Below are 18,165 nucleotides of genomic sequence, written 5' to 3' on the forward strand. Positions count from 1 at the left end.
GTTCGGCTATGCCCAACTGGTTGATGCCTGCCCTGATCGTTCTTGCCACCGTCGTCGCGATGGAATGGGTCGCATGGTCGAGCCACAAATACATCATGCACGGCTGGGCGTGGGGTTGGCACCGCGACCATCACGAGCCGCATGACAAGGCGCTCGAGAAGAACGACCTCTTCGCGGTAGTCGGTGCAGCGATGAGCATTTCGATGTTCGCGCTCGGATCGCCGATGGTGATGGGCGCCAGCGCATGGTGGCCGGGCACGTGGATCGGGCTCGGCATCCTCTTCTACGGGATCATCTACACGCTGGTGCACGACGGGCTGGTCCACCAGCGCTATTTCCGCTGGGTGCCGAAGCGCGGCTATGCCAAGCGGCTGGTCCAGGCGCACAAGCTCCACCATGCCACCATCGGCAAGGAAGGCGGGGTCAGCTTCGGCTTCGTCTTTGCGCGCGATCCGGCGAGGCTGAAGGCGGAGCTCAAGGCCCAGCGCGAGGCGGGGATCGCCAAGGTTCGCGAGGCCGAGATCGGCTGAATCAGGGCCCGACCGCGCGCCGATATAGGTGCCAGGTTGCATGTCCGAGCACCGGCAGCGCCACGAGCAGCCCCAGGAACAGCGGGATCATCGCGACAAACAGCGCCACTGCGATCCACGCCGCCCAAGCCAGCATGACGAAGGTGTTCGAGCGCACTGTGGCGAGGCTCATGATGATCGCGGTGAGGAAATCGACTTCGCGGTCGACCAGCATCGGCAGGCTGATAACGGTGATCGAATAGAAGGCCAGCGCCATCAGCGCGCCCACCGCGCTCCCTACCACCAGCATCATCATTCCTGCTTGCGTCTGGAACAGCTCGAGCGATTCGGAGCCGATCCCGGATTCCGCAAGGAAGATCGCAAAAATGCCGTGCGCCACCATCAGCCAGAAGCCGAAGGCCACAAACACGATCACCCCCATGCTCAAGATCTGTTCGTCGCCGCGCCCGCGCAATGCTCCCAATACGGCGCGCCAACTCATCGGCAGCCCCGCCTCGCGGCGCCTGCTGACTTCATAAAGCCCGACTGCGACGAATGGCGCGATCAGCGGGAAACCCGCTGCTGCGGGGATCAGCCAGGCGGCCTCGCCCCATGTGAAGAGCGCGTAGCAAACGAAGATGCCTGCCGCGACATAGATGCCCGCGAAAAACAGCCCGAATGCCGGCTGCGCGATAAAGTCGCGCCACCCGGCGGCTAGCGCGGCCCGAAGGTCGGCGAGTTCGAGATTGTTTGCCACGGTCGCGGGTGCGACCGGGGCCTGGCCCGTCATGCCCATGCGAGTTTCTCCCCTACCCTGCATGAATGCGTGAGCGGGAAGGTGCATCAACTTGCCGGAACCATCAAGTCCTTGCGATTCAACGCGCTGGACGGCCGGGCGCTATTCGTTGCGGGTCGCGATCCAGCCGCCCGCGACCACCAGGATCGCGATCGAAATCAAGTACCACGGGTGGCCAAGCGTGGCCCAGGTGAAGACCACGCCCGCCGACATCGCGGTCAGCGCAGCCAGCTTGGCCGGGCGCGCGATCGCGCGGCGTTCCTGCCAGTCCTTTACCTGTGGGCCCCAATAGGGGTGGTCGAGGATCTTCTTCTCCCACGCCGGATTGCTCCGCGCAAAGCAGAACACCGCAACCAGAAGGAAAGGGACGGTGGGCATGATCGGCAGGAACGCGCCCAGCGCCGCCAATCCCACTGCGATGATGCCCCCCGCCGCGTAAAGCGGGCGCATGTCAGCCCTCCCGCCTAGGCATTGGCGAGCCGTGCGGCATGTTCGCGGACCAGCGCGATCATGTTGGGCACGCCCTGTGTGCGGTTGGACGACAGCTGGTTGCGCAAGTCGAAAGGCTCAAGCGCGGCGGTGACGTCCGTCGCGGCGATTTCGCGGGCAGGCCTGTCCTGGACCGCGGCAATCACCAGTGCAACGATCCCCTTGGTGATCGCGGCATTGCTGTCGGCCAGAAAATGCAGGCGGCCTTCGCGCTCGGTGGGATAGACCCATACGCTTGCCGAACAGCCGCGCACCAGCGTGGCATCGGTCTTGAGCGCATCGGGCATGGGATCGAGCGTGCGGCCAAGCTCGATCAGGAGGCGATAGCGTTCGTCGCCTTCAAGAAACTCGTATTCTTCGTAAATGTCGGAGAGGCTGCGCATGCGGGGGCATCTAGGCGCTTTGGCTCACAAATCCACCCCGCTTGCGATCGCTTCAAGCTTCTTGATGCGTTCCTTGAGGTCGGCAATCTCGATCCGGGCAGCGCTATTGCCCACGCCTGCTTCGATTTCGCGCGGATTTGCATCGAGCTCGCGCTGCTTGAGCGCCAGCCAGCCCTGCCATGCCTTGAGCAAGGCGAAGGCGACCACGCACAGGCCCACCAAAGATGCGGCGGCGATGATCAGTGTCGGTTCGAACATTTCCCTCATGTCCTCCTTGAACCTGCGGCCTATTCGGCCTGCCCGCTACGCAGGGCTTCGATTTCGGCGGCAATCCGCCGCGTTTCCTGTGCATCGATCGAATTGCCATCGGTGGCGATCCGCTCGAGTACTTTGATCCGTTCGCGCAAGTCATCGACTTCGCGCTCCAGCTGCTTCTCGCGTGCGCTGGGCAGCAGCGGTTGGTCCTGCTCGTCGCGGCGGAGACGGCGGCTGCCGCCATGGCGGGCGCGCAGGACGCGGGACATCGCCACGATCAGCACGATCAGGACGATTGCCGACCACATGCTCATTGCACCTTTCCTTCGTCACGCAGGCGCTCGATCTCATGGGTCAGCTGGTAGCCGCTGTCGGTCACGATGCGTTCGACATTGGCAAGCCGGTCCTTCATCGAGCCGAGTTCGGCGCGCAGCTGTGCATTTTCCTGGCTGATGAGCCTGACGCGCTCGACCGCATCTTCATTCTTCTGCGGGTAAACCGCCTTGCCCCAGCTGTTCTCAAGCGGGTAGCCGTGCTTCACCCTGATCCAGGTGTTGATGACCCAGGCAAACGACATGGCGACCACGCCAATGCCCATCACTGCGGGAGTGATCACTCCAAAATCCATTATACCTTCTCCCTGTTCCGATCGAGGCCCAGCGGTACGCCTGCATCGGCTTCGTCTACCCGGCGCGTGTCGCGCAACGCTTCGATCTGGGTCGCGATGTCATAGCCGCGGTCGGTGACGATGCGTTCGAGCACCTGCACCCGATCTTCGAGCCGCTGGACCTGGCTGGCATATTGCGCCGCCCGTTCTGCAGTGTTCTGCGCGGTCGTGTCGATCTGCAGCCGGGCGATCTTTTCCTTGTGCTTGGTCCAAACTCCCATGATCGCGACGCTGCAACCCATGAAGATTGCGACGACCGGGATCATGGCTCCTACAACTCCAGCGTCCATTTGCTGTCCCTCCCTTGCAGCGCTTAGCGCAGGCGCTCGATTTCGGCGGTGAGGCGCGGGTTGCTGCTGACGTAATAGGTTTCGACATCGGCCAGCCGACGGTCGACATCGCGGAAGCGGGCGCGGATCTCACGAGCGGTGCGCTGCGGGCTCTGCCGCACGCGCTGCCAGTATTGCTGTTCTTCGCGGTCGACATAGAGATGCGGCGGCTTCTTGCTCAGCACCAGGCCGGCCACGAAATAGGCGGGCAGCAGGATCGGAGCGACCGTGAACAGCAGCAGGAGGAAACCGAGCCGCACCCACAGCGCGTTCACACCAGTATAGTCCGCGATCCCGGCGCACACGCCCATAAGCTTGGCATTGTGCTTGTCGCGATACAGCGTCGTGCGGGGGCTGTTCATTTTGAACTTCCTTTCTTCTCGGCGAGCAGGTTCTCGAGCTCGCGCAGCTGCTGGTTGTCGATTTCGCGGTCATGGCTGAGCCGGGCCGGCTGGAAATCGGGGTTGTCGCTGGCGACCAGGCGTTCGACCGTGTCCATCCGTTCGTCGAGGCGCTTGGCGAGCTGGTACAGCTCTTCCAGCAGCACTTCGTCATCGGCGGTGATGGTCGCGGCGGTTTTCCAGCGGGTAATGTAGTGCAGGATGATCCAGGGAAGTCCGACGAACAGCGTCGTCATGACAATAACAAGATCCATATCCACGGCTCAGTCCTCCTTGTTCGCGCCGTCCTTGCCCAGCGCACGTTTCATTTCTTCGAGTTCTTCATCGATCTTGTCCGAGCCCGCGAGCGCGGCGATCTCGTCGGCCAGCGAAGGCGTGCCCGACTGGTCGGCGATGCTCAGAGCTTCGGCGCGGCCTTCGGCATAGTCGACCCGGCGCTCAAGCTGGTCGAAGCGGGCGAGCGCTTCATCGGTGCGCTCGGTGCTCATCAGCGTGCGCAGCTTGACGCGGTTTTCGGCGCTTTCGAGGCGGGCCGCGATCGCGGTCTGGCGGCTGCGGGCTTCGCGCAGGCGATGCTGCAGCTTCTGGATGTCGTCTTCATAGGCGCGCAGCGCGTCGTCCAGCACGGCGATTTCCTGCTTGAGCTGGTCGGCCATGTCGCCGGCCTTCTTCTTTTCGACCAGCGCGGCACGGGCCAGGTCTTCGCGGTCCTTGCTCAGCGCCAGCTGCGCCTTTTCGCCCCAATCGGCCTGGAGCCGGTCAAGCTTTACGACGTGGCGATGCATTTCCTTCTGGTCTGCGATCGTGCGGGCGGCGCTCGCGCGAACTTCCACCAGCGTCTCCTCCATCTCGAGGATGATCATGCGGATCATCTTGGCCGGGTCGTCGGCCTTGTCGAGCATGTCGTTGAAGTTGGCGGCGATGATATCGCGGGTCCGGCTGAAAATGCCCATGAAGGCTACTCCGTTGAAGAAATTCGTCTCGTCGTTCGAACGCGTGGTCGACTGGGTCGGGGTCGGGCTCTGGCGCAGGCGCTCGATCTCGGCATCGAGCCGCGAACGCCGCTGGGGGCGTTCGGGCGAAAGGTGTTGGGCCGGAGCATTGGCGCCGCGACTGGAATTGGCGCCAGTGGGGTTGCTCGCGGGGGGGACTGAGCGCTCCGGCCCGAACGGGGAATTTTCAGGTGGCTTGGTCATGCCATCTCGACCAGCACGCTCTGGTCGCCAGTGGTGGCGGCGAAAGCGGGCGTTGCATGCATCTGCGTGCTGAGAGCGACGAAAGCGACCATCGCTGCGATGCTCGCCAGCGCAGCCTGTCCCAGCTTGGTCTGGAAGAAGCGGCGATCGTACATGGTTCATAACCTCCCTTGTGGTACCCTCGCGGTACGTCCACCAATGAGCAAAAGGCGTGCCAAACCAATAAAAAGACTCAAAAACAGATAGTTGTGAGTTCCCCCAAAAAGTCGCATTGGTTTTGATTGCCAATGATTGGGAAATTTCACTATAGGTTGGCGCATGGAGCGCGAAAACCAGTTCATCGGCCAGTCCAGCGCCTTCTTCGACGCGGTCGAACGCGCCAGCCGTGCCGCGCCGATGAGCCGCCCCGTGCTGGTCATCGGCGAGCGCGGGACCGGCAAGGAACTCATCGCCGAACGCCTCCATCGCCTGTCGACAAGGTGGGATGAACCGCTGGTCATCATGAACTGCGCTGCGCTGCCCGAAACGCTGATCGAAGCCGAGCTTTTCGGGCATGAAGCAGGGGCTTTCACTGGCGCTACCAGAGCGCGCGCGGGAAGGTTCGAGGAAGCCGACAAAGGCACGCTATTCCTCGACGAACTGGGCACGCTGTCGATGGCGGCGCAGGAGCGGCTCCTGCGCGCGGTCGAATATGGCGAAGTGACGCGCATCGGCTCGTCGCGCCCGATCAGGGTCGACGTGCGGATCGTCGCTGCGACCAATGACGATTTGCCTGCGCTGGCAGAACGCGGCGAATTCCGCGCCGACCTGCTCGACCGGCTCAGCTTCGAAGTGATCACTCTGCCGCCTTTGCGCGTGCGCGACGGCGACGTACCGGTGCTCGCCGACTATTTCGGGCGGCGTATGGCGGCCGAGCTCGAATGGCATGCCTGGCCCGGTTTCGCGCCACATGTGCATCGCCAGCTCGACGAATACCAGTGGCCGGGCAATGTGCGCGAATTGCGCAATGTGATCGAGCGCGCGGTCTATCGCTGGGACGACCCATCCGAACCGATCGCGCATGTCCAGTTCGATCCGTTTGATTCCCCGTGGAAGCCGTTCACACCCAGCCATCGCAAGTCGGATGCAGGGGCAGTTCCACCAAGTCCTGCGAGTTCAAATGGATCGGGCGGGGTCGCTGCGGCAGCCCCGACCGAGCTTGACGCGGTCGACGATCTGCGTGCTGCGGTCGATGCGCATGAGCGCGCGATCCTGGAGCATGCGCTGGGCAAGCATCGCTGGAACCAGCGCCAGACAGCAAAAGCATTGGGCCTCAGCTATGACCAGTTGCGCCACGCCATCAAGAAGCATGGCCTGATGCAGGAAACCGACGACACTTCCGGCTGACACACGCCTCCACCGATAGTCAGCGCGGCCGCCTTTCGAAATTAGGCATGTTTGTCGATCACATCGCTAAGCCAGTTTCCTTCGCCTGAAATTACCGCTGCCCCGGGCAATCAACCCGGAACAGTTTCGGGAAGGGAACGGGATGATGTCACACTCTTTCACTAGCAAGGCGGCAATTGTGGCTTGCTGCTCGGCTGCTGCGATTGCCGGCGCACCGCTGTTCGCCAATCATTCATGGGGCAGCTATGCGTGGAGCTTCGACGGGGTGAACCCGGTCAGCGCACCGGTGGTCAACAACACTGACTCGGGCTGGAGCGGCTATGTCGAGACTGCTGTGGCCGACTGGAACGCGTCGCCAATGATCGAGGCTCCGCTCGAATATGGCAACAATTCCTCGTGCAGTTTCATCACCGGCACGATCCAGGTCTGCAACGGGAATTATGGCAGCAATGGCTGGCTGGGGCTCGCCAGTATCGCCATTTCCGGCGGCAAGATCGTGGCCGGCACCACCAAGCTCAATGATTACTACTTCGACCAGGATCGCTACAACACATACAGCTGGCGGCAGCTCGTGACCTGCCAGGAGATCGGCCATGATTACGGCCTGGCGCACCAGAACGAGAACTTCTCTACCGATGCAACCACGAGCTGCATGGAATATACCAGCAAGCCACAGGACAATGAGCATCCGGACTTCCATGACTATGACCAATTGCTGCTGATCTATCCTGCAGGGGGCGGTTCGGGCGGCGATAGCGGCGGCACGGGCGGTGGCGGCAAAGGCAAGGGAGGCGGCAACGGCGGCGGGGGCAAGGGCAAGAACCGCGTCGTCTTGCCCGCAGTAGGCAATACGCCTTCGACCTGGGGGCGCCCGACCGAATTCCTTCCCAACGGCCGCCCACATGTGTTCGAGCGCGAAGCCAGCGGAATCAAATTCGTCGCGCACGTAACCTGGACGCCGGAAGAGGCGGGCGATCACGAGCATGACCTTTTTGACCTGCCTTGACTGATCGGGGCGCGCCGCATTTTGCCCTGAGCGGGAGATTATAGTATGACCTCTCTGGGGATAGAGGGCGGCGCATGCCCTGCACAATGCGGGCGAACAGGCGGCGATCTCTTCGGCAAGGAAGGGAGTGATCCGATGAAAACCAGGGTGAAGCTGGGGATGGTGGCGACTGTGTCGGCAATCGCCATGCTAGCGACCGTTGCGGATGCGCGGCATCAATGGCGCAAATATGAATGGGCCTATGATGGCACTGAAATAGATGCTCCGGTCATCGACAATACAAGCGGCGGCGGTTGGTCCACGCGTGTGGGCCAAGCCGTCAACGATTGGAACAAGTCCAGCCGGATCAAGGCCGGGGTTCCTGTGCCGAAGGGCACCAATACCAACTGCAATTTTGTCCTTGGCCAGATCCATGTCTGCAATGCAGACTATGGATCCACCGGTTGGTTGGGCATCGCCAGCATTTCGATCAATGGAAACGAGATCATCGCGGGCTACACCAAGCTGAATGATTACTATTTCAATCAGCCAAATTACAACACCGAAGACTGGAAACAGCTCGTTACCTGCCAGGAAATCGGCCATGATTATGGCCTGGCGCACCAGAACGAGAATTTCATGACCGACGCCACGACGTCGTGCATGGAATATACCAGTTGGCCTGCGGGCAATACGACCCCCGATCAGCACGACTACGATCAGCTTGAGGCGATGTACGCAGTCAGCGATGGCACGACAGGCGGCGGCGGTAAGGGCGGCAGGCCCGGCGGCAAACCGGCCAAACTCCCGTCGGTCGGAAACACGCCTGATAGCTGGGGCAACCCGATCGAGTTCCTGCCGAATGGCAAGCCGCATGTGTATGAGCGCCAGTTCAAAGGCTACCGCGTCATTACGCATGTGACCTGGACGATAGAGGCGGCGGCCGAGCAAGGCGACCACTACGATCCGGGCCCTCGCCAACACAGCGGGGATCGCCACTTCGATTTCTAACTGCTCAGGCGGCAAACTTAAGCACGAAGGGCTCGGCACAATTGCCGGGCCCTTTGCTTTGGTGCTTGCGTTTTCCCCTTCGCGCTCCTATCTGGCCGTCATCCCGACATTGTCAAACAAGGTTTGGATGCTGGCGCCGCGAGGGGCCGGCACGAAACGCCTTTGCAGTCAATGTCATGCAGGAATGGAGACCACGTGGCGGATATCGCGCGCCTGACCGAGATTATCGAGCCCGAAGCGAAAGCTCTCGGCTTCGATCTCGTTCGCGTGAAGATGATGCCGTCGGAGGCCGGTGACGGTGGCATGGCGCTGCAGATCATGGCCGAGGATCCCGCGACCGGCCAGCTGATCATCGATCAATGCGCTGCGCTGTCGCGCCGCGTGTCGGACGTGATCGACGCTGCGGAAGAAAGCGGCGAAGTGCTGATCGAAGGGGCCTATCACCTCGAAGTCAGCTCGCCGGGGATCGACCGCCCGCTGACCCGCCCTAAGGACTTTGCCAATTGGGCCGGGCACGAAGCCAAGCTTAGCATGGACAAGGCCTGGGACGGCCAGCGTAGCCTGCGGGGCATCCTGCGTGGTATAGAGGGCGAAGCCGTCACTCTCGAAGACCGCAAGGCAGGCGCAATTTCCGTGCCGCTCGGCATGATACATTCGGCAAAGCTGGTCTTGACCGACGAGCTGATTGCCGCCACCCGCCCGCTCGACACGAGCGGTGCTGAAGACATCGTTGAAGAAGAAGAGGCTGAAGACTGATGGCCACTGCAATTTCCGCCAACAAGGCCGAGCTGCTCGCGATTGCGAACTCGGTCGCTTCGGAAAAGATGATCGACAAGTCGATCGTGATCGAAGCGATGGAAGAAGCGATCCAGAAAGCTGCGCGTGCGCGCTATGGTGCAGAGAACGACATTCGCGCCAAGCTCGACCCGCAGACCGGCGACCTGCGCCTGTGGCGCGTCGTCGAAGTGGTCGAGGAAGTGGACGACTACTTCAAGCAGGTCGACCTGAAGCAGGCGCAGAAGCTCGACAAGGACGCCAAGGTCGGTGACTTCATCGTCGACCCGCTGCCCCCGGTCGACCTTGGCCGTATCGACGCGCAGAGCGCAAAGCAGGTGATCTTCCAGAAGGTCCGCGATGCCGAGCGCGAGCGCCAGTACGAAGAGTTCAAGGACCGCGCGGGCGAAATCATCACCGGCGTGATTAAGTCGGTCGAATTCGGCCATGTGATCGTCAACCTCGGCCGCGCCGAGGGCGTGATCCGCCGCGACCAGCAGATCCCGCGCGAAGCGGCCCGCGTCGGCGAGCGCGTGCGCGCGCTGATCACCAAGGTCGAGCGCAACAATCGCGGCCAGCAGATTTTCCTCAGCCGCGCACACCCTGACTTCATGAAGAAGCTGTTCGCGCAGGAAGTGCCCGAAATCTACGACGGCATCATCGAGATCAAGGCCGCCGCCCGCGATCCGGGCAGCCGCGCCAAGATCGGCGTGATCAGCCACGACAGCTCGATCGACCCGGTCGGCGCCTGCGTCGGCATGAAGGGCAGCCGCGTACAGGCGGTGGTGCAGGAGCTGCAGGGCGAAAAGATCGACATCATCCCCTGGAGCCAGGACACCGCTACCTTCGTCGTCAACGCGCTGCAGCCGGCCACGGTCAGCCGCGTCGTGCTCGACGAGGAAGACGGCCGCATCGAAGTCGTCGTGCCCGATGACCAGCTGAGCCTGGCAATCGGACGCCGCGGCCAGAACGTGCGCCTCGCCAGCCAGCTCACCGGTCACCAGATCGATATCATGACCGAGGAAGAGGCGAGCGAGAAGCGGCAGAAGGAATTCGCCGAGCGCTCGAAGATGTTCGAGGAAGAACTCGACGTCGATGAAACCCTCTCGCAGCTGCTGGTGGCCGAGGGCTTCGCCGAACTCGAGGAAGTCGCCTATGTCGAACTCGAGGAACTGGCTTCGATCGAAGGCTTCGACGAGGACCTGGCCGAAGAACTCCAGAACCGCGCCAAGGAAGCGCTCGAGCGCCACGAGGAAACCGCGCGCGCCGAACGCCGCGAGCTGGGCGTCGAAGACGATCTGGCCGATATGCCGCACCTCACCGAAGGCATGCTGGTGACGCTCGGCAAGGCCGGCATCAAGACGCTCGACGATCTGGCCGATCTCTCGACCGACGAACTGATCGCGAAGAGGCGCGAAGCGCCCCGCCGTCGCGGCAATGCCGATGGCCCGCCGATGCGGCGCCCCTCGGTGCGCGAGCAGGACAAGGGCGGCGTGCTGGGCGAATACGGCCTGACCGAAGAGCAGGGCAACGAGATCATCATGGCTGCCCGCGCGCACTGGTTCGAAGACGAAGAGGAAGCGGCGCCCGCTGCGACCCAAGAGGCACCAACCCAGGAGGCCGCCGATGCGGACTCCGAACAATGAGCGCCTGACGCCCGACATCGTTGGCGCGCCCAAGGCACGGAACGCTTCCGAGCCTGCGAAGTCCTGCGCCGAGCGCCGCTGCATCCTTTCAGGTGAGCACGGCGCGCGCGACGCGCTGCTGCGCCTTGCGATTTCGCCTGCGGATAGCGCGGGTGTGTGCCACGTGCTGCCCGATCCGAATGCCAAAGCGCCCGGACGCGGTGCATGGATTGGCGTTTCACGGGCCGAACTCGAGACGGCGCTGGCAAAGGGGCGCTTGAAACGCGCGCTGGCACGCGCCTTCAAGGGCGCAAAGCTGGAAATTCCGGCCGACCTGCCTGAACTGGTGGCACGCGCATTGACCCATGCGCTGACCCAGCGGCTGGGGCTCGAACTGCGCGCCGGGCACGTGGTGCTCGGCGGCGAGCGCATTGCCGAGCAGGCACGACAGGGGCGGCTCGCGCTGCTGCTCCATGCAGCCGACGCCAGCGAAGACGGGCGCAAGAAACTCGACCAGGCATGGCGCGTGGGGCGCGATGCCGAAGGCTCCGGTGAACGTGGCATTGTCTTGCCACTGGACCGGGCGGCTTTGTCTGTGGCATTGGGCCGCGACAATGTCGTCCACCTGGCGCTGAACAACGGCGCTGCGGCAGGGCGGGTCCAGGGGGCCCTGGCACGCCTGCTGCATTATATGGGGGGCAATTCGCCCGCCTTGGAAGATGGCGATCCGGCTTTTTCAGGTCGCCAGGACGAACAATTGAACGCGTGAAGGACGTACGAGCTAGATGAGCGACGAAGACAACAAACCTGCCCGTAAACCGCTTGGCCTGAAGCGGTCGGTCGATGCTGGCGAGGTCAAGCAGACCTTCAGCCACGGCCGCACCAACAAGGTTGTGGTTGAGGTGAAGCAGCGTCGCCGCCTGGTCGGCAAGCCCGGCGATGTTGCGCCTCCGCCGCCGCCGCCCCCGCCGCCGCCCCCGCCGCCGGTGGCCGCAGCTCCCAAGCCTGCGCCCAAGAAGGCCGTCTCGGCTTCGGAAACTCCGCAGGAGCGCGTCGCACGCCTTCAGCGCGAGGCCGAGGAAGAGCGCCTGCGCCTGACGGAAGAAAACCGCAAGCGCGAGGAAGAGGAAGCTCGCCGTTCCGCCGAGGACGAAAAGCGCCGTGCGGAAGAGAACCGCAAGGCCGAGGAAGAGGCTGCCAAGCGCCGCGTCGAGCAAGCCGAAGCGGCTGTCGAGGAAGCGCCCGAGCCTGCCGAAGCTGGCGACGAATCCACGCCCACGCCTGCGCCGCGCAAGTTCACTCCGGTCGAACGGCCCGAGGCGAAGCGCCCTGAAAAGGTCGAGGTCAAGAAGAAGAAGGACGACAAGCCCGCGCGCCACGAACGCGGCGATCGCGGCGCCGACAAGCGCCGTTCGGGCAAGCTGACCGTTACTCGCGCTCTCAACGATGACGAGGGCCGCCGCGCCCGCTCGCTCGCCGCGCTCAAGCGCGCCCGCGAGAAGGAACGTCGCTTGCATGGCGGGCCTTCCGCGCCGCGCGAAAAGCAGGTGCGCGACGTGGTCGTGCCTGAAGCGATCACGGTGCAGGAACTCGCCAACCGCATGGCCGAGAAGGGCGCCGACCTGGTGAAGGCGCTGTTCAACATGGGCATGATGGTCACCGTCAACCAGACGATCGACCAGGATACGGCCGAACTGCTGGTCGAGGAATTCGGCCACAACATCACCCGCGTTTCGGAAAGCGATGTCGATATCGACACGTCGGTCGACGTCGATGCGGATGCAACGCTGAAGCCGCGTCCACCGGTCGTGACGATCATGGGCCATGTCGATCACGGCAAGACCAGCCTGCTCGATGCGCTGCGCGGCACCGATGTTGTCAAGGGCGAAGCCGGCGGCATCACCCAGCATATCGGTGCGTACCAGATCACCACCAAAGGCAAGGACAAGGTCACTTTCCTCGACACGCCCGGCCACGCTGCATTCACCGAAATGCGCGCGCGCGGTGCCAATGTCACCGACATCGTGGTGCTGGTGGTGGCAGGCGACGATGCGATCATGCCGCAGACGATCGAGGCCATCAATCACACCAAGGCTGCTGGCGTGCCGATGATCGTGGCGATCACCAAGGCCGACAAGCCGGAGTACAACGCCCAGAAGGTGCGCGAACGCCTGCTCGAACATGAAGTGATCGTGGAAGAGATGTCGGGCGACGTGCAGGATGTCGAGGTTTCGGCCAAGACCGGCGCGGGCCTCGACGATCTGATCGAGAAGATCCTGCTCCAGGCCGAACTGCTCGAACTCAAGGCGAACCCCGATCGCGATGCCGAAGGCACGGTGATTGAAGCCCAGCTCGACAAGGGCCGCGGCCCGGTTGCCACCGTGCTCGTCACTCGCGGCACGCTCAAGCGTGGCGATACCTTCGTGGTTGGCACCGAAAGCGGCCGCGTGCGCGCGCTGATCGATGACAAGGGCAAGCAGGTGAAGGAAGCCGGTCCGGCAGTTCCGGTCGAGGTCCTCGGCCTTGGCGGCGTGCCGATGGCAGGCGACCAGCTGACCGTTGTCGAGAACGAGCAACGTGCCCGCGAGGTCGCTGCGTTCCGCCAGCAAAAGGCGACCGAGAAGCGTACTACGCTTGCCCCGACCAATTTCGACACGATGTTCTCGAACCTCAAGAGCGACGTGATCGAATTCCCGGTGGTGGTGAAGGCCGACGTGCAAGGCTCGGTCGAAGCGATCGTCAACGCGCTGCACAACCTCTCGAACGACGAGATCAAGGTGCGCGTGCTGCATGCAGGCGTCGGCGCGATCACCGAAAGCGACGTTACGCTGGCATCGGCATCGAATGCGCCGATCATCGGCTTCAACGTGCGCCCCAATCCCAAGGCGCGCCAGCTGGTCGAACGCGAGAAGGTGCGGATGATGTATTACGATGTCATCTACCACCTGACCGAAGAGATCGCGAAGGAAATGGCGGGGGAACTCGGTCCGGAGCGGATCGAAACGGTCGTGGGTCGTGCCGAAGTCAAGCAGGTGTTCCCTGCAGGCAAGAAGGACAAGGCCGCCGGCCTGCTGGTGCTCGATGGGGTTATCCGCAAGGGGCTGCACGCACGCCTCACCCGCGAAGACGTCATCGTGTCGAAGACCACGATTGCGTCGCTGCGGCGCTTCAAGGACGACGTGGACGAAGTCCGCGCCGGCCTCGAATGCGGTGTGGTGCTGCAGGATACCAACGACATCAAGGCGGGCGACCACCTCGAAGTGTTCGAAGTCGAGGAGCGTGAACGGACGCTGTGACCGACGCCGCCCACGCCCCAAAGCATGCACTTGGCGCCCTCCATGCGGAACTGCTGGGCGTCGAGTTCGACAACTTCGATCGGGAGCGCGAGGAGATAACCTTGCGCTTCCGCGCGCCCGACAGCTTCATCACTCCGCGCGGCAGCGTGCAGGGCGGGTTGATCGCTGGGTTTCTCGACGAAGTGATGGGCTGGGCGCATGTCTGGGCGACCGATCATGCCGAGGCTCCGCTCAATCTCGACATTAACATGACCATTCTCAAGCCGGTCCTCGCCGGCGCGCTGGTGGGCAAGGGCAGGGTGATCCGGCGCGGGCGGCGCGCGATCTTCCTCGAAGGCGAGTTGTTCGACCCGGCCGGTAATTTGCTGGCCCGCGCGACCAGCACCGCCATCCCTACTCCGCGACCGGGGAGCTAGGCCATGGCGCGCCAGCAATTCACGCCTGAACAACACTCGGTCCGTGTGCTCAAAGTGGGCGAGCGGGTGCGGCACATCCTGTCGGAATTGCTCGCGCGGCAGGAAGTGCATGACGAGCGCGTTTCGGCTGCCAATATCGCGGTCACCGAAGTGCGCATGACGCCGGACCTGAGGAACGCGACCGCCTATGTGAAATCGCTCCTTGGCAAGGATGAAAGCGAGATCGTCACGGCGCTGCGGCAGAACACCGCCTATCTCCAGCGCGAGGTGGCGAAGCGGCTGGGGCTCAAATTTGCGCCCAAGCTCAAGTTCCGCACCGATGAGAGCTTCGACGAGGCCGACCGGATCGAGCGCTTGCTGCGCGATCCCAAAGTCGCGCGCGACCTTTCCGATCACGGCGAGGACTAAGCCGCGTCAGGCCTGGGGTACAAGGCGTGCCTTGAGCTGTATATTGACCCACTTGCCCACGATCAGGCGATAGGACTTCATTCCGTACTCGTAGCGGTTGATCTTCGTCTCCCCGGTCAATGTGATCGCTTCCCCGGGAAGCGCCTGCATCGGCGGACGGTCGAACGTGACCTGCAGCGTGACGGGCTGAGTCACACCGCGCGCAGTCAGTTCGCCCCTCACGCTTCCGCTCGTGGGCGAAGTGAATGAAATCTCGCGGCCAATGAAACGCACCGCCGGATATTTCTCGACCCAGAAGAACTTCTCCCCCCTTAGCCTGCTGAGCGTAAGCTTGTCGGGTGCCGTCAGCGCGCGCGCGTCGATCGCCACGTCGAGCGAAATGTCCTTCGGATGCGCTTGGTCGAGCCGGATCGAGCCGGAAACGGCCGGAAAGCCGGCGCTGCGGCTGCCGATGCCGAAAAACGGCACTTTGGCGGAAAGGCTGCTGGCTGCGCCATCGACCGCATAAAGCAGCCCTCCCGGCGTCGCAGCGCCGAGCATCAGAGCGGCGATCAGAGCCAGCGCGGAGCGGGCCAGTTTCATGCGTGCCGATATACGCCTTGCACAGCCCGTCGCGCAATCGGCTTGCGGCAAATGGCGCGGGGCCTGGGGCGGTAAGCGGCTGGACCGTGTGACCTCTATCGCGAGGATTGACGAAGCGACCCTTCGCGCTCGATAGTCGCGCGAATTGGAAGGGGGCCTGAATGAATTTTGAGCGCATCCGATACGAACAGCCGGCGCCCGGCGTAGCGCGGATCATGCTGGCACGGGCCGACAAGGCAAACGCCCAGGACAAAGCGATGCTCTACGAAATCGATGCGGCGCTTTCGAAAGCCGCGCGCGATGACGCGATCCGCTGCATCGTGATCGGGGCCGATGGAAAGAACTTCTCATCGGGCCACGATTTGAAGGACGAAAGCTCGCTCGCCGAATTTCCGACGGTGACGCAATGGGCGCAATTCGACGATCCGGGGCAGGCGGGCCAGATGAACGCCGAGCATGAGATGTACTTCGGGCTGTGCATGCGCTGGCGGAACTTGCCCAAGCCCACGATCGTGCAGGTGCATGGCCGGTGCATGGCAGGTGGCCTGATGCTCGTTTGGCCGTTCGATATCGTTATCGCCGCTGACGATGCCGTGTTCTCTGATCCGACGGTCGGTTTTGGCGTGAACGGCGTCGAATATTTCGCGCATGTGTGGGAACTGGGCCATCGCAAGGCCAGGGAACTGCTGTTTACCGGCGGCGACCTGAGTGCCGAAGCCGCGTGTGGGCTGGGCATGGTCAATCACGTCGTGCCAAAGCAAGACCTCGAGACTTTCACGCTGGCGATGGCGGAACGCATCGCCAAACGCCCGATGATGGGTCTGCGGCTGGCGAAGCTCGCATGCAACCAAAGCCTCGACGCCCAGGGTTATTCCGTTGCGCTAAGTGCGGCGATGGGCTGGCAACAGCTGGGGCATGCCAATGCCCGCCTCCTGCATGGATCGCCAGTCGATCCGGCAGGGGCGGGGCTTATCAGGGATGACCTCAGCGGCGAGAGCTAGCTGGTAGCTGCCGCACTCGCCGCTTCGGCACCCACTGGCAGCGGCGCAAAGACCTGCGCACCCGGCCCCAGCGGCAGGTCCAGCACGACCCAGCCGATCGTGAGCGCAACGCCGACGACCAGCAGCCCCGCCGAATAGGGCAGCATGGTCGCGGCCAGGCTGCCGAGCCCGAAGTCCTTTTGCCAGCGCTGGCAGAAGATCAGGATCAGCGGGAAATAGACCATCAACGGTGTGATGATGTTGGTCGCCCCGTCGCCGACGCGATAGGCGGCTGTCGACATCTCGGGAGTGATCCCCAACAACATCAACATCGGTACCATCACCGGTGCGAGCAACGCCCATTTGGCGCTGGCCGAACCCACGAACAGGTTGAGCAAGCCCGTCAGGACGATGATGCCCGCGAGCAGCGCCCAGGCCGGCAGGCCGGACGAACGCAGCGCATCGGCGCCCTCGACCGCCATGATCAAGCCAAGGTTCGACCAGGTGAACATCGCCACGAAATGCGCCGCGGCAAAGGCCAGCACGAGGTAATAGGCCAGGTCTTCCATCGAGCCTGACATCATCTTCACAAGGTCGCGATGGTTGCCGATCGTTCCGGCCGCGCGGCCATAGGCCCATGCGGCGAGCAGGAAGAGCAGGAAGAAGCCGCCCACCAGGCTCTGGTAGAGCGGGGTCAATTGTGCCTCTGGTGTGGCATCCTCATTGATCAGCGGCGTGCCCGGGCCGAAGGTGAAGACCAGCCACAGGGCGACAACCGCCAGCACGGCCAGGCCCGCATCGCGCAAGCCGCGGCGCTCCCCGTCTGTCAGCGGGCGATCGCTCGGCTCTTCATCGGCGGGGCGACCTGCCTTAGCCGGATCCCATGTTCCCAAGCGCGGCTCGATGATCTTGTCGGTGACATACCAGATCACAGGCAGGAAGATCACGAACATGGCCGCGATGAAGTACCAATTGCCAGCGATATTGGCGGTGAAGTCACCAAACACCGTTTCGACTGCCGCCTCGGTAATCCCGAACAACAGCGCGTCGAGTTGGCCAGGCAGCAAATTGGCCGAGAATCCGCCCGAAACACCGGCAAATGCCGCGGCAATGCCTGCTATAGGATGGCGGCCTGCAGCGTGGAAGATGATGCCTGCAAGCGGAATCAACACGACATAGGCCGCATCCGCAGCAAGGTTGCCCATCATCCCTACAGCAACGATGATCGGGGTGAGCAGTGCCTTGGGCGCGTCGCGCACACCTGCGCGCATCGCGGTGCCGAAAAGGCCGGCGCGTTCGGCCACGCCGGCACCCAGCATCACCACCAGCACATAGCCCAGCGGGTGGAAATGGGTGAAAGTCTTGGGCATTTCGACCCAGAGTTTCTGGATGTTGTCTGCCGCCAGAAGGCTCTTGGCGGCGATTACTTGGCCCGCCCCCGTGTCGGGATCGATCTCGGTCGGGTGCGCGGCGGACCAGCCCAGCAGCGACGCGACGATCGAGATGACGACCAGGCCGCCTATCAGCCAGAAAAACAGGAATACCGGATCGGGCAGCCTGTTGCCGGTGCGCTCGATCCAACCCAAGATGCCGCGCTGTTGCGCAGTCGCCGATTCCCCCATGAAACTCCCCTAAATCGATCCGGTATTCGAACAGGCTCCGGATTGCCGGTGTTTG

At 63.2% G+C, this 18,165-nt stretch carries 24 protein-coding genes; 11 read left to right on the top strand and 13 right to left on the bottom strand.

Annotated elements, in window-relative coordinates:
* Window positions 1-23: 23 nt before the first annotated feature.
* Window positions 24-530, top strand: coding sequence for a sterol desaturase family protein (locus ACUJ47_RS11740; protein ID WP_445538577.1), 507 nt, complete (start codon window positions 24-26; stop codon window positions 528-530).
* A gap of 1 nt (window position 531) precedes the next feature.
* Here the strand turns inward: ACUJ47_RS11740 and ACUJ47_RS11745 are convergent, their stop codons facing one another.
* The 11 genes from ACUJ47_RS11745 to ACUJ47_RS11795 all read right to left on the bottom strand — a co-directional run bounded on the left by ACUJ47_RS11745 (window position 532) and on the right by ACUJ47_RS11795 (window position 5,180).
* Window positions 532-1,299 carry a DUF2189 domain-containing protein gene (locus ACUJ47_RS11745; protein ID WP_445538578.1) on the bottom strand — a complete coding sequence of 256 codons (768 nt, stop codon included), beginning with the start codon at window positions 1,297-1,299 and terminating at the stop codon, window positions 532-534.
* Between the two features lie 108 nt (window positions 1,300-1,407).
* Window positions 1,408-1,755 carry a YbaN family protein gene (locus ACUJ47_RS11750; protein ID WP_445538579.1) on the bottom strand — a complete coding sequence of 116 codons (348 nt, stop codon included), beginning with the start codon at window positions 1,753-1,755 and terminating at the stop codon, window positions 1,408-1,410.
* Window positions 1,756-1,769: 14 nt separating this feature from the next.
* Window positions 1,770-2,177, bottom strand: a complete 408-nt coding sequence (locus ACUJ47_RS11755) for a SufE family protein (protein ID WP_445538580.1) — start codon at window positions 2,175-2,177, stop codon at window positions 1,770-1,772.
* 24 nt (window positions 2,178-2,201) lie between these two features.
* Window positions 2,202-2,435: a hypothetical protein gene (locus ACUJ47_RS11760; protein ID WP_354143988.1), complete on the bottom strand. Its 234-nt coding sequence runs from the start codon at window positions 2,433-2,435 to the stop codon at window positions 2,202-2,204.
* 29 nt (window positions 2,436-2,464) lie between these two features.
* Window positions 2,465-2,746: a hypothetical protein gene (locus ACUJ47_RS11765; protein ID WP_445538581.1), complete on the bottom strand. Its 282-nt coding sequence runs from the start codon at window positions 2,744-2,746 to the stop codon at window positions 2,465-2,467.
* Window positions 2,743-3,030, bottom strand: a complete 288-nt coding sequence (locus ACUJ47_RS11770) for a hypothetical protein (protein ID WP_445538896.1) — start codon at window positions 3,028-3,030, stop codon at window positions 2,743-2,745. Before ACUJ47_RS11770 ends, ACUJ47_RS11765 begins: the two co-directional genes overlap by 4 nt.
* Window positions 3,031-3,059: 29 nt before the next feature.
* Window positions 3,060-3,389: a hypothetical protein gene (locus tag ACUJ47_RS11775; RefSeq protein WP_445538582.1), complete on the bottom strand. Its 330-nt coding sequence runs from the start codon at window positions 3,387-3,389 to the stop codon at window positions 3,060-3,062.
* Between the two features lie 23 nt (window positions 3,390-3,412).
* Entirely contained in the window at window positions 3,413-3,790 is a 378-nt protein-coding gene (gene pspC, locus ACUJ47_RS11780) for an envelope stress response membrane protein PspC (RefSeq protein ID WP_354143985.1), read from the bottom strand.
* Window positions 3,787-4,083: an envelope stress response membrane protein PspB gene (pspB, locus tag ACUJ47_RS11785; protein ID WP_445538897.1), complete on the bottom strand. Its 297-nt coding sequence runs from the start codon at window positions 4,081-4,083 to the stop codon at window positions 3,787-3,789. The genes pspC and pspB overlap by 4 nt, the downstream gene beginning before the upstream one ends.
* A gap of 9 nt (window positions 4,084-4,092) precedes the next feature.
* Window positions 4,093-5,025: a phage shock protein PspA gene (pspA, locus tag ACUJ47_RS11790; RefSeq protein ID WP_445538583.1), complete on the bottom strand. Its 933-nt coding sequence runs from the start codon at window positions 5,023-5,025 to the stop codon at window positions 4,093-4,095.
* Complete coding sequence (locus tag ACUJ47_RS11795; RefSeq protein ID WP_354143984.1) at window positions 5,022-5,180, bottom strand: hypothetical protein; 159 nt, start codon at window positions 5,178-5,180, stop codon at window positions 5,022-5,024. The genes pspA and ACUJ47_RS11795 overlap by 4 nt, the downstream gene beginning before the upstream one ends.
* Before the next feature lie 163 nt (window positions 5,181-5,343).
* Here ACUJ47_RS11795 and pspF point away from each other — a divergent pair, with 163 nt between their 5' ends.
* The 9 genes from pspF to rbfA all read left to right on the top strand — a co-directional run bounded on the left by pspF (window position 5,344) and on the right by rbfA (window position 14,926).
* The gene (gene pspF, locus ACUJ47_RS11800) at window positions 5,344-6,411 is read left to right on the top strand and encodes a phage shock protein operon transcriptional activator (protein WP_445538584.1); all 1,068 of its coding nucleotides are present in this window, start codon (window positions 5,344-5,346) and stop codon (window positions 6,409-6,411) included.
* A 142-nt stretch (window positions 6,412-6,553) separates the two neighbouring features.
* Window positions 6,554-7,417 carry a hypothetical protein gene (locus tag ACUJ47_RS11805; RefSeq protein ID WP_445538585.1) on the top strand — a complete coding sequence of 288 codons (864 nt, stop codon included), beginning with the start codon at window positions 6,554-6,556 and terminating at the stop codon, window positions 7,415-7,417.
* 45 nt (window positions 7,418-7,462) lie between these two features.
* Window positions 7,463-8,407, top strand: coding sequence for a hypothetical protein (locus ACUJ47_RS11810; RefSeq protein ID WP_445538586.1), 945 nt, complete (start codon window positions 7,463-7,465; stop codon window positions 8,405-8,407).
* A 195-nt stretch (window positions 8,408-8,602) separates the two neighbouring features.
* Window positions 8,603-9,163, top strand: a complete 561-nt coding sequence (gene rimP, locus ACUJ47_RS11815) for a ribosome maturation protein RimP (protein ID WP_445538587.1) — start codon at window positions 8,603-8,605, stop codon at window positions 9,161-9,163.
* Window positions 9,163-10,827, top strand: coding sequence for a transcription termination factor NusA (nusA, locus tag ACUJ47_RS11820; protein WP_445538588.1), 1,665 nt, complete (start codon window positions 9,163-9,165; stop codon window positions 10,825-10,827). Before rimP ends, nusA begins: the two co-directional genes overlap by 1 nt.
* Window positions 10,808-11,575 (top strand): DUF448 domain-containing protein, encoded by a 768-nt coding sequence (locus ACUJ47_RS11825; protein ID WP_445538589.1) that lies wholly within the window; start codon window positions 10,808-10,810, stop codon window positions 11,573-11,575. The genes nusA and ACUJ47_RS11825 overlap by 20 nt, the downstream gene beginning before the upstream one ends.
* A gap of 16 nt (window positions 11,576-11,591) precedes the next feature.
* A complete protein-coding gene (infB, locus tag ACUJ47_RS11830) occupies window positions 11,592-14,102 on the top strand; it encodes a translation initiation factor IF-2 (protein ID WP_445538590.1) in 2,511 nt (836 codons plus the stop codon).
* Entirely contained in the window at window positions 14,099-14,518 is a 420-nt protein-coding gene (locus ACUJ47_RS11835; RefSeq protein ID WP_445538591.1) for a PaaI family thioesterase, read from the top strand. Before infB ends, ACUJ47_RS11835 begins: the two co-directional genes overlap by 4 nt.
* Before the next feature lie 3 nt (window positions 14,519-14,521).
* Window positions 14,522-14,926 (top strand): 30S ribosome-binding factor RbfA, encoded by a 405-nt coding sequence (gene rbfA, locus ACUJ47_RS11840; protein ID WP_445538592.1) that lies wholly within the window; start codon window positions 14,522-14,524, stop codon window positions 14,924-14,926.
* Between the two features lie 6 nt (window positions 14,927-14,932).
* On the opposite strand, the gene ACUJ47_RS11845 is transcribed toward rbfA, so the two are convergent.
* On the bottom strand, window positions 14,933-15,508 hold the full coding sequence (locus tag ACUJ47_RS11845; protein ID WP_445538593.1) for a YceI family protein: 576 nt from the start codon (window positions 15,506-15,508) through the stop codon (window positions 14,933-14,935).
* Between the two features lie 161 nt (window positions 15,509-15,669).
* Between ACUJ47_RS11845 and ACUJ47_RS11850 the strand changes: the two genes are divergently transcribed.
* Complete coding sequence (locus ACUJ47_RS11850; RefSeq protein ID WP_445538594.1) at window positions 15,670-16,509, top strand: enoyl-CoA hydratase; 840 nt, start codon at window positions 15,670-15,672, stop codon at window positions 16,507-16,509.
* On the opposite strand, the gene ACUJ47_RS11855 is transcribed toward ACUJ47_RS11850, so the two are convergent.
* Window positions 16,506-18,110: an AbgT family transporter gene (locus ACUJ47_RS11855; RefSeq protein ID WP_445538595.1), complete on the bottom strand. Its 1,605-nt coding sequence runs from the start codon at window positions 18,108-18,110 to the stop codon at window positions 16,506-16,508. The genes ACUJ47_RS11850 and ACUJ47_RS11855 overlap by 4 nt on opposite strands.
* Window positions 18,111-18,165 lie beyond the last annotated feature (55 nt).

This window comes from Altererythrobacter sp. Z27 (assembly GCF_052683155.1).

What these genes read in the sequence shown, in the direction of transcription:
- ACUJ47_RS11810 (WP_445538586.1), top strand. Translation starts at nt 7,463, where the DNA reads ATGACCTCTCTGGGGATAGAGGGCGGCGCATGCCCTGCACAATGCGGG.
- ACUJ47_RS11850 (WP_445538594.1), top strand. Translation starts at nt 15,670, where the DNA reads ATGAATTTTGAGCGCATCCGATACGAACAGCCGGCGCCCGGCGTAGCG.
- pspA (WP_445538583.1), bottom strand. Translation starts at nt 5,025, where the DNA reads ATGACCAAGCCACCTGAAAATTCCCCGTTCGGGCCGGAGCGCTCAGTC.
- pspF (WP_445538584.1), top strand. Translation starts at nt 5,344, where the DNA reads ATGGAGCGCGAAAACCAGTTCATCGGCCAGTCCAGCGCCTTCTTCGAC.
- ACUJ47_RS11845 (WP_445538593.1), bottom strand. Translation starts at nt 15,508, where the DNA reads ATGAAACTGGCCCGCTCCGCGCTGGCTCTGATCGCCGCTCTGATGCTC.
- ACUJ47_RS11775 (WP_445538582.1), bottom strand. Translation starts at nt 3,389, where the DNA reads ATGGACGCTGGAGTTGTAGGAGCCATGATCCCGGTCGTCGCAATCTTC.
- ACUJ47_RS11795 (WP_354143984.1), bottom strand. Translation starts at nt 5,180, where the DNA reads ATGTACGATCGCCGCTTCTTCCAGACCAAGCTGGGACAGGCTGCGCTG.
- rbfA (WP_445538592.1), top strand. Translation starts at nt 14,522, where the DNA reads ATGGCGCGCCAGCAATTCACGCCTGAACAACACTCGGTCCGTGTGCTC.
- ACUJ47_RS11750 (WP_445538579.1), bottom strand. Translation starts at nt 1,755, where the DNA reads ATGCGCCCGCTTTACGCGGCGGGGGGCATCATCGCAGTGGGATTGGCG.
- ACUJ47_RS11825 (WP_445538589.1), top strand. Translation starts at nt 10,808, where the DNA reads ATGCGGACTCCGAACAATGAGCGCCTGACGCCCGACATCGTTGGCGCG.
- ACUJ47_RS11855 (WP_445538595.1), bottom strand. Translation starts at nt 18,110, where the DNA reads ATGGGGGAATCGGCGACTGCGCAACAGCGCGGCATCTTGGGTTGGATC.
- ACUJ47_RS11740 (WP_445538577.1), top strand. Translation starts at nt 24, where the DNA reads ATGCCTGCCCTGATCGTTCTTGCCACCGTCGTCGCGATGGAATGGGTC.
- ACUJ47_RS11765 (WP_445538581.1), bottom strand. Translation starts at nt 2,746, where the DNA reads ATGAGCATGTGGTCGGCAATCGTCCTGATCGTGCTGATCGTGGCGATG.
- pspB (WP_445538897.1), bottom strand. Translation starts at nt 4,083, where the DNA reads ATGGATCTTGTTATTGTCATGACGACGCTGTTCGTCGGACTTCCCTGG.
- ACUJ47_RS11805 (WP_445538585.1), top strand. Translation starts at nt 6,554, where the DNA reads ATGATGTCACACTCTTTCACTAGCAAGGCGGCAATTGTGGCTTGCTGC.
- infB (WP_445538590.1), top strand. Translation starts at nt 11,592, where the DNA reads ATGAGCGACGAAGACAACAAACCTGCCCGTAAACCGCTTGGCCTGAAG.
- ACUJ47_RS11770 (WP_445538896.1), bottom strand. Translation starts at nt 3,030, where the DNA reads ATGGGCATTGGCGTGGTCGCCATGTCGTTTGCCTGGGTCATCAACACC.
- pspC (WP_354143985.1), bottom strand. Translation starts at nt 3,790, where the DNA reads ATGAACAGCCCCCGCACGACGCTGTATCGCGACAAGCACAATGCCAAG.
- ACUJ47_RS11755 (WP_445538580.1), bottom strand. Translation starts at nt 2,177, where the DNA reads ATGCGCAGCCTCTCCGACATTTACGAAGAATACGAGTTTCTTGAAGGC.
- ACUJ47_RS11760 (WP_354143988.1), bottom strand. Translation starts at nt 2,435, where the DNA reads ATGTTCGAACCGACACTGATCATCGCCGCCGCATCTTTGGTGGGCCTG.
- nusA (WP_445538588.1), top strand. Translation starts at nt 9,163, where the DNA reads ATGGCCACTGCAATTTCCGCCAACAAGGCCGAGCTGCTCGCGATTGCG.
- ACUJ47_RS11745 (WP_445538578.1), bottom strand. Translation starts at nt 1,299, where the DNA reads ATGACGGGCCAGGCCCCGGTCGCACCCGCGACCGTGGCAAACAATCTC.